The following is a 12,298-nucleotide window of genomic DNA, read 5'->3' as shown; positions in this document are numbered from 1 at the left end:
CTCACGCTGGAGCGCGCGCCCTGGGCGCGTGGGTCTACGGGCGCGTTCACGGATCCTCCCCGGTCTCCACGATGGGGCTCGGGCGCCGGATCATGTCGTTCAGGTCGGCGCCGGCGGGGACCATCGGATAGACGCTATCCTCCTGCTCGACGCGGAAGTCGACCACCACGGTGCCCGGCGTGGCGCGGGCGCGCTCCACGGCGCCGGCGATCTCCTCACGCTTCGTGACGCGGATGCCCGTCAGCCCGTGGGCCTCGGCGAGCTTTACGAAATCCGGGCTGCGCATCGGCGTGGCCGAGTAGCGCCGGTTGTAGAAGAACTCCTGCCACTGCCGCACCATGCCGAGGTAGCCGTTGTTGATGACGGCCACGTGGACCTTGAGCCCCTCCTGCGCGCAGGTCGAGAGCTCGCACGCGGTCATCTGGAAGCCGCCGTCGCCCACGACCACCCAGATCTCGTCCTCCGGCTTCGCGAAGCGCGCGCCGATCGCCGCCGGCAGGGCGAAGCCCATCGTGCCGAGGCCGCCGGAGGTGACGAGCTTCCGCGGGTGATCGTGCTTGTAGTACTGCGCTTCCCACATCTGGTGCTGGCCGACGTCGGTTACCACAAGCGCCTTGCCGTCGGTGAGCCGCCAGAGGTCGTGCATCACGTGCGCGGCGTACAATTTATCGTTGTACGGCAATTGTTGAATGTCACGGACCGCCGAGTCGCCCTTCAGCAGGTTGATGCGCTCGACCCACGGGCCCCGGTTGCGCTGCTTGCACCCGGGGATGAGCGACAGGAGCGTGTCCCGGACGTCGCCGATGAGGCCCACGTCGACCTTGACATTCTTGTTGATCTCGGATCGGTCGATCTCGACGTGGATCTTCTTCGCCTTCACGGCGTAGGTCTTGAGGTTGCCGGTCACGCGGTCGTCGAAGCGCATCCCGAGCGCGATGAGGAGGTCGGCCTCCTGGATGGCGTTGTTCACCCACGCCTCGCCGTGCATGCCCATCATGCCGAGGCTGAGCGGGTGCGTCGCCGGGAAGCCCCCGAGGCCGAGCAGCGTGGAGGCGACGGGGATCCCCGTCTTCTCCACGAAGGAGAGGAGCTCGCGCGTCGCCTCCGCCCTGACGATGCCCTGACCGGCCAGGATGAGCGGCCGCTCGGCCTCGTCGATGAGGTCGATCGCCTTCTCGATGTCCGTCTGGACGGCGTGCTGCGAGGGGCGGTAGCCGGGCAGCCGGACCTCGCCCTTCGGCGGCTCGAAATCGATCGACGCCTGCTGGGCGTCCTTGGTGATGTCCACGAGCACGGGGCCCGGGCGGCCCGAGCGCGCGATGTAGAACGCCTCGCGGAGGGTGGGAGCGATGTCCTGGACGTCGGTCACCAGGTAGTTGTGCTTGGTGATGGGCAGCGTGACGCCCGTGATGTCCGTCTCCTGGAAGGCGTCGGTCCCGAGCAGCTTGGACGAGACCTGCCCGGTGATACAGACGATGGGCGAGGAGTCGAGCATCGCAGTCGCGATCCCGGTGACGAGGTTCGTCGCGCCCGGCCCCGAGGTGGCGACGCAAACGCCGACCTTGCCCGAGGCGCGGGCGTACCCGTCCGCCATGTGCGACGCGCCCTGCTCGTGCCGGACGAGCACATGGCGGATCGGGTAGCCGAGGATCGTGTCATAGGCGGGCATGATCGCGCCGCCCGGATAGCCAAAGACCACGTCCACGCCTTCGCGGACGAGGACTTCCCAGATAATCTGTGCACCGGTTCGTTTCATAATTCCCGACTCCATCGAGTCACGCGGGTGAAGGTGGGGCCCATGGGGGCGCCTTTGCCGCGGGGTTCTGCCGTTTCTCAGAGGCTCAGCTACTTAGGCGATCGCGCGCTGCAGATCCTCCCGAGGGCCGCCGCCGCTGCTCTCCTCGCGGCGGATCGCGTCGAGCACCCTGCGCGCGTCGTCGAGCGACACGACGCGCGAGCTGCTCGGTGCGCTCGCCGGCTTGGCGCGCTGGTCCACGCTGGAGCGAGCGGAGGGCGGGTCAGCATGGAACTCGAACGAGGCCTCCGCGGCGTCGCCGTGCGGGCGCGCGCCCTTGAGGTGCGTCGAGGAGCGCTGGGGCGCGCGGACGGCGCCCCCGCTGGCTCGGGCGCGGATCTCGTCGACGAGCGCCTCGAACTCCTCTCGCACGGCGCTCGACGCGACGGGCCCCCCACATCCCGCGGCGACGAGCTCTGCGAGCTCCGCGATGCGCTGGTCGACGGCCTCGATCGAGGCGTCCTCCCGATTCTTCCTCGAATGTTCCTTGCTCACCTGATCCTCCTTCGACGACGGCTGCTCTCCGTGAACCCTCAGGCCGAAAAAAACGAAAGCCCCCGGACCATCTCGGTGCGGGGGCCTATCTCCATGCTGTTTCAGCTCAGAGCGGCGGCCCGCAACCGTTCCCGACGCGAATCAGCCCGACGACGTCAACTAGGCTGAAGAGCGCAGGAATGGCTAGGCCCGCTAGGAGCCCGACGGACACGCCGCCTTCGACGACGACGAACGAACGCGTCGTCGAGGACGCCAACGAAGCGTGGTGCACAACCTTCTCAGCGGGGGTCCCGTCGCCGGAGGCGTGGGCGCTGGTGGTGCACATCGGCTTCTGCATGGCGTAGATGCTTCTACCCTACAGAGCTGCTGCGTCGCGTCAAGTTGTTTCTTTACAGAACGCTTGTTTCTGCGGCATTTCGTGCAGTTTTTTGTTCGAGCACACGCACGTGAACCGCGTGATGTTCGGCACGGACCGGCGCTGTCCGGGAGCTCGGCCAGCGGTGTCTCGAACGGCGATGCATCGCGCTCGATGTGCACGGATGTATCGCTCGAGCGCGACTCGATCGCGACGCCGGGGGAGTCGAGCGAGGCGCGCCGAGCGCGTCGCGTGGAGCGCGCGGAGGCGAGGGCGCGGCCAGGATGCTGGGGCGCCGGGGGAGAGGTGCGCAAACACCGGACGTCGGATCATGCGCGCCCGAGGTGCAGACTGCTGTCTTGAACCGACTGCCGCCAGATCGCGCGACACACCCATGAACCTGGCATGCAAGCGCATCGCGTCGCGCAGGCGCGCCCTGCCGATCGACCGGTCTCGCCCTGTGGTCTGCAGCGCCGCCGCGTGGCCTCTCTCGGCACGGTCGGGCTCCTCGTGTTGAGCGGCGCCTCTACCGGCGCCGCCGCGGCCCGCGCCGATCCTGCGCATCCAGCGGATCCCATGGCGCTCGCGGGCGCACAGCCCGCGCGGCCGTCGCTGCCACCCGCGCCGCCTGCGCAGCCGCCTGCTGCGCCGGAGCGGCCCGCCGCAGCGGCGCCCCGGACGCAACCGAGGGCGGCCGCCAACTTCAGCACGTTCCTCGAGCTCCGGAACGATTACTCGCAAAGCAAGACCAGCTTCTTCAACGCGGCGGTGCTCCGGGGGGACTACGCCTTTACGAGGACGTTCTCGCTGCGCGCAGATCTGCCGCTCGCGTACGCGGGTGACATCGAGGGCCAGCGCGACGTGGGGCTCGGCGACGTCCTGATCCGGCCGCTCGTCCGCGTGGTCGGCACGCCGCGGTTCGCGCTGGTCCTCGGCACGGATCTCGTCCTCGACTCGGCGACGAAGCGCGCGCTCGGCTCGGGAAAGAACCAGGTGGCGCCCCTCGTCCAGGCGTACGTCCGCGTGGCGCGGCCCGCGCGGCTCGGGGCCCAGCTGCAGCACTCTGTGTCGTTCGGCGGTGACCCGGGGCGGAACGCCATCCAGAAGTCGACGATAAGGGAATTCGCCATCATCGAGCTGCCGCGCGGGTTCTGGGTGAGCCCGGACCAGGCGTTCTCGATCGACCACCGCGGCGCGCACCGCGTCGTGTCGACGAGCGTGCTGGAGGTCGGCGCAGAGCTCAGCGAACGGGTGCAGGTATACCTCGATCCCGGCATCCAGGTCGACGACCGGGGGGCGGTCGACTGGCTGGTGACCGGGGCGGTGCGCTGGGCCTTCCCGCAGCGAGCGCGGGAGCGCGCGGTCGCCGCCGCGCCGGTGCAGCGCGCGGGCGCGGGGCAGGCCACGGGCGCGGTGCAGGCTGCGGGCGCGGTGCAGGCTGCGGGCGCTGGGCAGGCTGCGGGCGCGGCGCAGGCCGCGGAGGAGTAGGCGGCCAGCGCCCCCGGCGCCCAGGAGGACGCTCGGCGAGGGCCGCGCGCGTCTCGCGCCCGGGATGGGGCGGGGGCGATCGACGGACCCGGGGTGGCGGACCCTTGACCTGGGTCGTCGTCCCGAGCCTGATCCTCGCCGCACGCATGCTGTCACGAGATCCGCTGCTCCTGCTCTCCGCGACCCGGCTCGCTGCGCTGATCCGCGAACGAGCCGTGACGTCGGCCGAGGTCGTGGAGGCCCATATCCGGCACATCGAGCGCGTGAACCCGACGCTCAACGCGATGGTGGCGGACCGGTTCGAGGCCGCCCGCGCCGAGGCGCGCGCGGTCGACGCGCTCCTCGATGAGGGCGGGGCCGCGGGCGCGCCGCCGTTCCTCGGCGTCCCGTGCTCCATCAAGGAGAGCTTCGCCGTCGCCGGCATGCCGAACTCCGCGGGGCTCGTCGCCCGCGCCGACGTGCGCGCGGAGGAGGACGCCGTGACGGTCACGCGCCTGCGCGCCGCAGGCTTCATCCCGCTCGGCGTCACCAATGTGTCGGAGCTCTGCATGTGGATGGAGACGAACAACCGGCTCTACGGCCGGACGAACAACCCCTACGACCCGGCGCGCACCGCGGGCGGCAGCTCGGGCGGCGAGGCCGCGGTGATCGGCGCGGGCGGCGCGCCGGTCGGCCTCGGCTCGGACATCGGCGGATCCATCCGCATGCCGGCGTTCTTCAACGGCGTCTTCGGCCACAAGCCGACCGGCGGGCTCGTGCCGACCACGGGCCAGTTCCCGCTGCCGGGCGAGCGGGGGCTCCGCTTCATGACGACGGGCCCGATCGCGCGGCGCGCCGAGGATCTCATGCCGGTGCTCCGCATCCTCGCCGGCCCCGACGCGCGCGATCCGGGCTGTGCGCCGCTGCCGCTCGGCGATCCGGCCTCGGTCGATCTCGGCGCGCTGACGGTGCTCTCCGTCGAGCACGACGGCGTGCGCCGGGTGAGCGCCGATCTCGTGGCCGCGCAGCGGAGGGCGGCGGAGGCGCTCGCCGCCTGCGGGGCGACGGTGGTCGAGGCGAGGATCGACCTCCTCGCGCGGGCGCTCGACATCTGGACGGCGATGGTGGGCACGTCCGGGGGCGTCACGTTCCGGGCGTTGCTCGGTGGTGGCCGCCCGGTCAGCCTGCCGCGTGAGCTCGCCCGCTGGTCGGTCCGCCGCTCGACGCACACGCTGCCCGCGCTGGGGCTCGCGCTGCTGGAGGACGTCGGCGGGCTGCTGCCGGCGCGCGTCGAGCGCGCCCTGGAGCTCGGCAAGGCGCTGCGCGCCGAGCTCGTGTCGCGCATCGGCGAGCAGGGCGTGATGCTCTACCCGTCCTATCCGAGCCCCGCGCCGCGGCACTACGCGCCGCTGCTGCCGCCCTTCCAGTGGACATACACCGCGGTGCTCAACGTCATGGAGATGCCGGCGACGCAGGTGCCGCTGGGCCTCAACGGCGAGGGGCTGCCGCTGGGCGTCCAGGTGGCGGCGATCCACGGCAACGATCACGTGACGATCGCCGTGGCGGAGCACCTGGAGCGCTCGTTCGGCGGCTGGGTGCCGCCGTCGCTCTCGTGGTGCCGGCGCTGACCGTTCCCGCCCGCGGTCGTGGTATCAAGGCTGCCCCCCATGACCAGCGACCGCGCGTACGACGTGATCGTCTTCGGAGCGACCGGCTTCACCGGTCGCCTCGTCGCCGAGTATCTCGCCACCAAGGGCAAGGACGCCTCCGCCCGTGGCGCAGAAGAGCGGCCCATCCGCTGGGCGATCGCTGGCCGGAGCGCCGGGCGCCTCGCCGAGGTGAAGGCGGCGATGGAGGCGATCGATCCGGCGTGCTCCTCGCTGGGCGTCATCGAGGCGGCGTCGGACGACGCGGCGTCGCTCGAGCGCATGGCTCGCCAGGCGCGCGTCGTCATCACGACGGTCGGTCCTTACACGGCGCTCGGCGAGCCGCTCGTCGAGGCGTGCATCCGCGCGGGCACCGACTACGCGGATCTCACCGGCGAGCCTGGGTTCGTCGACCGCCTCATCGAGCGCCACCACGAGGCCGCCCGCGCGCGGGGCGTGCGGATCGTCAACTGCTGCGGCTTCGACAGCATCCCGCACGACCTCGGGGTGCTCTTCACGGTGACGAAGCTCCCCGCGGGCGAGCCGATCGTTGTGGAGGGCATCGTGCGCGCGCACGGCAGCTTCTCCGGCGGCACCTGGCAGTCGCTGCTCGAGATCATGGCGCACGCCGGCCCCAGGAAGGGCGCCGCGCGCGGCGAGGGCGCGCACGGGGCGCGCAGGGTGCGGGGGCTCAAGGCGCGCATCCGCTACGAGAAGGGGCTGCGCGCATGGCTCTGTCCGATGCCCAGCATCGATCCGCTCGTCGTGCTCCGGAGCGCGCGGGAGCTCGACGCTTACGGCCCCGACTTCCAGTACAGCCACAACGTGCAGGTCAAGTCCGGGCTGCAGCTCGTGATGGGGATCGCCGGCTTCGGCGCGGTCACGGCGCTGGCCAAGGTGGGACCGACGCGGGAGCTGCTCCGCAAGGTGCGGAGTCCTGGGGAGGGGCCGAGCGCGGAGGAGCGGGCGCGCAGCTGGTTCCAGGTGACCTTCCAGGGGAAGAGCGCGTCGCGCAAGGTGGTGACGCGCGTGAGCGGCGGCGATCCGGGGTACTCGGAGACGGCCAAGATGGTGGCGGAGTCGGCGCTTTGCATGGCGTTTGACCGCGAGCGGCTGCCGGCGCGCGCCGGGGTCATCACGCCGGCCGTCGCGATGGGGGAGCGGCTCATCGAGCGGCTTCAGGCGGCGGGGATCCGGTTCGAGCTGCTCGAGGGGTGAGCTGCAGCGGCTGACGGCCGGCGCGGTTTGGTACAATCGCCCCGTGGACCGCGAGGCGTGGATCTTCGGTTACGGTTCGTTGATCTGGCGGCCTGCCTTCCGCTTCGAGCGGATGGTGCCAGGGTACATCACGGGGTGGGCCCGCCGCTTCTGGCAGGGGTCCACAGACCATCGGGGCGTCCCCGGGGCGCCCGGGCGGGTGGTCACGCTCATCCCGTCGCCTGGCGCCCTCTGCTGGGGGATGGCCTATCGCGTTGGCGAGGCCGAGCTCGACGAGGTGCTCCGCGCGCTGGACCACCGCGAGAAGGGCGGATATGCGCGCCACGACGTGCCGCTCCACCTTGCGGATGGGGCGGCGGTGCGCGCGGAGATCACGGCCCGGTCGGCCATCGTGTACCTGGCCACGCCGGATAACCCCGATTACCTGGGCGCTGCGCCGCTCCCCGAGATCGCCGCGCAGGTGCTCGCGTCGCACGGCCCGAGCGGCTCGAACGTCGAGTACGTCCTGCGGCTCGCCGACGCGCTCGTGGCGATGGGCGCGCACGACGAGCACGTGAACGAGCTAGCGGCCCTCGTCGGCCACCGAGCTCCCCGTCCGGTCGACCCGAGGACCACTGTCGGCCCCTCGTGTGGCGGTCGCGCGGCGGGGGCTGCGGACGGGCCGCCGACCGAGCTCGGCACCCGGTCGACCTCTAGTTGACCTCGCTGCTCCCGTTCCCGCCGGCGTGATCCGCGACCCCGTTGGTCCCGTCCGCGCCGGCCGCCGGCGGCGTCGACCCGCCCTCCTCGGCCTCGGCCGCTTCCGCTTCCGCCGCGAAGGCCTCGACGGCGACGACCCGCTCGTCCTGGCCGACGTGCATGATCCGCACGCCCTGCGCGTTGCGCCCCGTCTCGCGGATCTCGCTCGTCTTGGTGCGTATCATCTGCCCGCGATCGGTCACGATCAGCACCTCGTCGCTCGGGCTCACCATGGCGACGCCCACGACCGGCCCGTTCCGCTCGCTCGCGTCGATCAGGATCACGCCCTTGCCGCCGCGGCTCTGGAGCCGGAACTCCTCGAGCGGCGTCTGCTTGCCGTACCCGCGCTCGCAGACCGCGAGCACCCGGTCGCGCCCGTCGCCGCTCACGCCGAGGCCGACCACCACGTCGCCCTCGTCGAGCTCGATGCCCTTCACGCCCATCGTCGCGCGGCCCGTCGGGCGCACCTGGTCCTCGGGGAAGCGGATGCTCATCCCGCTCCGCGTCGCGATCACGAGCTCGCGCTTGCCGTCGGTGAGCGCCGCCGTGAAGAGCTGATCGCCCTCCTCGATCCGCACGCCGATGATCCCCTTGTCCCGGTAGTTCTCGTACTCGTTGAGCGCCGTCTTCTTGATCTGCCCGCGGCGGGTCAGCGTCACCACGAACGTCTCGCCGTCGAAGCTCGGCACCGGCGTGATCGCCGCGACCTTCTCCCCCGGCTCCATCCCGACGAAGTTCACGATCGCCCGGCCCTTCGCGTTCCGCGGCGCCTGCGGGATCTCGTAGACCTTCTTGACGAAGACCTTGCCCTTGTCGCTGAAGAAGAAGACGTACGAGTGCGTCGACGCCACGAAGAGCTGGCTCACCCAGTCCTCCTCGCGCGCCTCCATCCCCACCATCCCCTTGCCGCCGCGGCGCTGCGCCCGGTACGTCGAGGTCGGCGTCCGCTTCAGGTAGCCGGCGTGCGAGATGGTCACGACCATGTCCTCTTCCTGGATCAGGTCCTCCATCTGGATCTCGGCCTCGGCCGGCACGATCTCGGTGCGCCGCTTGTCGCCGAAGCGCTCCTTGATCTCCTCGAGCTCCATCACGATCACGTTCATGAGCAGCCCCATGTCGGCCAGGATCGCCCGGAGCCGCTCGATGGTCTGCGACAGCTCGCCGTACTCCTTCGCGAGCTTCTCCCGCTCGAGGCCGGTCAGGCGCGACAGCCGCATCTCGAGGATCGCCTTGGCCTGCCGCTCCGACAGGAAGTAGTCGCCGCGCGTGTCGGCCTCGGCGCACTCGGGCTCCGGCCGGCCGGCGCGCCGGAGGAACTCGCCGAGCCCCCGGAGCGGCAGCTTCTGCAGGTTCTCCCGCGCGTCGTCCGGATCGCTCGAGGCCCGGATCGTCGCGACGATGCGATCGATGTCGCTCGTCGCCATCCCGAGCCCCTCGATGAGCTCGCGCTGCGCCTCGGCCTGCCGGAGCTCGAACCGACAGCGCCGCGTCACGACCTCGCGCCGGTGCTCGATGAAGTGCGAGAGCGTGTCCTTCAGGCTCAGCACCGCGGGGCGCCCGTTCGCGATCGACAGGTTGATGACCCCGAACGTCGCCTGGAGGTCCGTCAGCCGGTAGAGCTGGTTGACGACCACCTGCGGGAAGATGTCCTTCTTCAGCTCGATGACGATCCGCATCCCCTCGCGATCGCTCTCGTCGCGCACCTCGCTGATCCCCTCGATGCGCTTCTCCTTCATGCACTCGGCGATCTTCGCGACCAGCCGGGCCTTGTTCACCTGGTAGGGGATCTCGGTGAAGACGATCTGCTCGCGGTCGCCCTTCATCGTCTTCTCGACCTGGTGGCGCCCGCGCATCGTGATCGAGCCACGGCCGGTCGTGTACGCCTGCACGATGCCGCTCTTGCCGTAGATGAGGCCGCCGGTCGGGAAATCGGGGCCCGGGACGAGGTGGAGCAGCTCCTCCAGGGTGATGTCGGGGTTGCGGATGATGGCGATCGTCGCGTCGATGATCTCGCCGAGGTTGTGCGGCGGGATGTTCGTCGCCATGCCGACGGCGATGCCGCCGGAGCCGTTCACCAGGAGCTGCGGGAACTTCGCCGGAAGGACGCTCGGCTCGAGCTCCGAGTCGTCGTAGTTCGGGACGAAGTCGACCGTGTCCTTGTCGAGATCGGCGAGCAGCTCGACGGCCATCCGCGACAGGCGCGACTCCGTGTACCGCATGGCCGCGGGCGAGTCGCCGTCGACCGATCCGTAGTTGCCCTGCCCGTCGATGAGCGGGTAGCGCAGGCTGAAGGTCTGCCCCATCCGGACGAGCGCGTCGTAGACCGCGAGATCGCCGTGCGGGTGGTACTTGCCGAGGACGTCTCCGACGACGCGCGCGCACTTCTTGTGCGAGCCGGTGGGGCCGATCTTCTGCTCGTTCATCGAGTAGAGGATCCGGCGGTGCACCGGCTTCAGGCCGTCGCGCACGTCCGGGATCGCGCGGCCGATGATCACGCTCATCGCGTAGTCGAGGTAGCTCGTCCGGAGCTCGTCCTGGATGCTGACCGGAACCTTCTGCTGGATGTTCGACGTCTCTTCCATGGGGGACCTGCACCCGAGGCGCGGGGGGCGGGCGCGGCGCGCGCTCGGCCCCCGTCGTAGAGGCCCATCCCAGCGCGGATCGAGCGTCGAGCGGAGCGGCGGAAGCGGCCCTGGCCTCGATCGACGAGCGACGAGGTGGAGCCCGGCCTTCGCCGCGCGCCCTATGACCCACGCTGTTCAGGGGATGCGACGGATGCGTTCAGGTACTCCAAGGGGCAGGCTGGCGCAAAGGGTTTGCCGGCCTCAGAGGGCGTTCCTCCCCGCGCGCGGCGGGCGCGGATCACGGCCTGCCGCCGGCTCCTCGGCGGACGCTGCGAGGCGCCGTCGAGGGCGCATCAGGGGTGCCGGACAGCGCGGCTGGAGCGTCCTGGGCGGGGGCGCTGGACAGCGCGGCGGGAGCTTGAGGCGGCGCAACGGGGGCGCCGGAAGGGTCAGGGCTCGAAGCGGGTGGGCGGGGCGCACGTCCGGACGACGATTTCTACGTCCTTCTCCGCCACGATCGATCCGGCGCTGTCCGGGGCGTCGGGGTCGGGGCCGGGGCACTCCCACGTCCAGATCGGGTCGGCCTTGTCGCCGTTGGGGAGCAGCATTTCGGGGTTCCCGGAGGTCTCGCCACCTTCGGGCGTGAGCTCGTCGGCGAGCTCCCCCCCGTAGCCGTCGATCCTGACCGTGTACTTGTGCCCCTCGACGACGGAGGTGAACGACACGCTCCACGCACAGGAGACTGGCGGCGACGAGGCGAGGGGGGACGGCCCGCCCTCCGCGCTGTTGTCGGTGAGCGTGGCGACGTAGCTGCGGATGGCCTCCGGCTCGTCCGAGCCCGAGCACTGGACGTCGCCAAGGAAGGCGAGCGGGTCGATGGTCACCGACGTCCCGAGCTGCAGGTCGTCGTCGCTGTTGGACCCGTCAGCGCAGGCCGTGAGCGCGAGCACGGCGAGCGCCAGGGCGCACCGGCCAGCCCGGGGTCGCGGGGAGCGCCCGCGCGCGCGATCCGCTGCGAACAAGGTTCCGAAACCAGCTCGAGCTCGGCCCATCGGCAGGGGGCACTAGTCCAAGCCGGGGAACGGCGCCACATGAAACGCGGCCCCGCTGCGCGGGCGCCGCGCCCGGCGCGGCGCGCGGCCGAGCGAGGCCCGCGGGAGGAGGCGCCGGGGACGACGGCGCTCGCGGGCGAGCTGGCGGATGCGCCGCCCGCGCGGGGCGGCGCCGCGGCTGCGCCTGGACGCCGGGGGCCTGGCCGCCGCAAGGCTTGAAATGAGCTCGCGGAAGCAGCGGGCGCCCTCTACGGGAATCGACCCCGCAGCGCCTCTTCACGTCGAATCTCGATGACGAGAGGCCGATTCATCCGGAGCAGCGCGACCGTGGCGCGGCCTGTCGGTGTTTTTCCGGCGATCAGCAGATCGCTCGTGACGTCGAAGTGGTCTTCCCAGCGACCCCAGCGAGGGTGGAAGAGGCTCGCGTGGTCGCCCGTGGTCGGATCCTCTCCATGGGTCCGCGCTCCCTTGCGCAGGGAGCACGACACACAGGCGAGCGCCAGGTTCTCCGGGGTGGTCAGGCCACCTGCGTGCCGCGGCTGGATGTGATCGACATGGAACGCGGCCTCCTGGCTGACCTGGGAGAGCCGGCAATACTCGCATCGATCGGCGGCACGCTTGCGGACGCGACGCTGGAGCGCCGCGGGCACGCTGTCGCGGCTCATCGCGTCAGCGCAGGCTCCTTCCGCGATGCGCGGAGGCGCAGCAAGCTGAGCAGCTCGGCGAGATCGACGAGCCCCTCGGCTTCGATGGCCTCATCCGCCGACAGCTTCTCCCCGCGGTCCTGCTTGTCCAGGAGCGCCTGCAGCCTGCGATCGACCCCCGCCGGGAGGCGGAGCTGTGCGAGATCGGAAGGGAGCTCCACATCGACGTGGACTGTTGCCGGCGTAGCCATGGTCGAACTCCTCCCTGAACCTAGCAGGTTGGTGCGGGGTGGGCGATCAGCCTGAGAGCGGTCCGAGGGAGCT

11 protein-coding genes are annotated in these 12,298 nt (G+C 71.1%); 4 read left to right on the top strand and 7 right to left on the bottom strand.

The window, feature by feature from the left end:
• Window positions 1–46: 46 nt before the first annotated feature.
• From ilvB to WMF14_RS21065, 3 genes are all read right to left on the bottom strand, one after another.
• Window positions 47–1,756: a biosynthetic-type acetolactate synthase large subunit gene (ilvB, locus tag WMF14_RS21075; RefSeq protein WP_272099449.1), complete on the bottom strand. Its 1,710-nt coding sequence runs from the start codon at window positions 1,754–1,756 to the stop codon at window positions 47–49.
• 93 nt (window positions 1,757–1,849) lie between these two features.
• Window positions 1,850–2,290 carry a hypothetical protein gene (locus tag WMF14_RS21070; RefSeq protein ID WP_437803334.1) on the bottom strand — a complete coding sequence of 147 codons (441 nt, stop codon included), beginning with the start codon at window positions 2,288–2,290 and terminating at the stop codon, window positions 1,850–1,852.
• A gap of 106 nt (window positions 2,291–2,396) precedes the next feature.
• Complete coding sequence (locus WMF14_RS21065; protein WP_272099445.1) at window positions 2,397–2,627, bottom strand: hypothetical protein; 231 nt, start codon at window positions 2,625–2,627, stop codon at window positions 2,397–2,399.
• A 423-nt stretch (window positions 2,628–3,050) separates the two neighbouring features.
• On the opposite strand from WMF14_RS21065, the gene WMF14_RS21060 reads away from it, so the two are divergent.
• The 4 genes from WMF14_RS21060 to WMF14_RS21045 all read left to right on the top strand — a co-directional run bounded on the left by WMF14_RS21060 (window position 3,051) and on the right by WMF14_RS21045 (window position 7,676).
• Window positions 3,051–4,133 (top strand): hypothetical protein, encoded by a 1,083-nt coding sequence (locus WMF14_RS21060; RefSeq protein WP_437803333.1) that lies wholly within the window; start codon window positions 3,051–3,053, stop codon window positions 4,131–4,133.
• Window positions 4,134–4,237: 104 nt separating this feature from the next.
• The gene (locus tag WMF14_RS21055; RefSeq protein ID WP_437803332.1) at window positions 4,238–5,740 is read left to right on the top strand and encodes an amidase; all 1,503 of its coding nucleotides are present in this window, start codon (window positions 4,238–4,240) and stop codon (window positions 5,738–5,740) included.
• A gap of 39 nt (window positions 5,741–5,779) precedes the next feature.
• Entirely contained in the window at window positions 5,780–6,976 is a 1,197-nt protein-coding gene (locus WMF14_RS21050) for a saccharopine dehydrogenase family protein (RefSeq protein ID WP_437803331.1), read from the top strand.
• A 43-nt stretch (window positions 6,977–7,019) separates the two neighbouring features.
• Complete coding sequence (locus WMF14_RS21045) at window positions 7,020–7,676, top strand: gamma-glutamylcyclotransferase (protein ID WP_437803330.1); 657 nt, start codon at window positions 7,020–7,022, stop codon at window positions 7,674–7,676.
• On the opposite strand, the gene gyrA is transcribed toward WMF14_RS21045, so the two are convergent.
• The 4 genes from gyrA to WMF14_RS21025 all read right to left on the bottom strand — a co-directional run bounded on the left by gyrA (window position 7,669) and on the right by WMF14_RS21025 (window position 12,225).
• Window positions 7,669–10,296: a DNA gyrase subunit A gene (gene gyrA, locus WMF14_RS21040; RefSeq protein WP_272099435.1), complete on the bottom strand. Its 2,628-nt coding sequence runs from the start codon at window positions 10,294–10,296 to the stop codon at window positions 7,669–7,671. The two genes, WMF14_RS21045 and gyrA, sit on opposite strands and share 8 nt — an antisense overlap.
• 431 nt (window positions 10,297–10,727) lie before the next feature.
• Window positions 10,728–11,228 carry a hypothetical protein gene (locus tag WMF14_RS21035; protein ID WP_272099433.1) on the bottom strand — a complete coding sequence of 167 codons (501 nt, stop codon included), beginning with the start codon at window positions 11,226–11,228 and terminating at the stop codon, window positions 10,728–10,730.
• A gap of 350 nt (window positions 11,229–11,578) precedes the next feature.
• A complete protein-coding gene (locus WMF14_RS21030) occupies window positions 11,579–11,995 on the bottom strand; it encodes an HNH endonuclease (RefSeq protein ID WP_437330423.1) in 417 nt (138 codons plus the stop codon).
• The gene (locus WMF14_RS21025; RefSeq protein ID WP_044965251.1) at window positions 11,992–12,225 is read right to left on the bottom strand and encodes a hypothetical protein; all 234 of its coding nucleotides are present in this window, start codon (window positions 12,223–12,225) and stop codon (window positions 11,992–11,994) included. Before WMF14_RS21025 ends, WMF14_RS21030 begins: the two co-directional genes overlap by 4 nt.
• Window positions 12,226–12,298: the final 73 nt, after the last annotated feature.

The sequence above is a fragment of the Sorangium sp. So ce693 genome, from assembly GCF_051521375.1.
GTDB classification, from domain to species: domain Bacteria; phylum Myxococcota_A; class Polyangia; order Polyangiales; family Polyangiaceae; genus Sorangium; species Sorangium atrum.
Note: the sequence above shows the minus strand (reverse complement) of the source record. Positions and strands in the feature narration are given on the sequence as shown.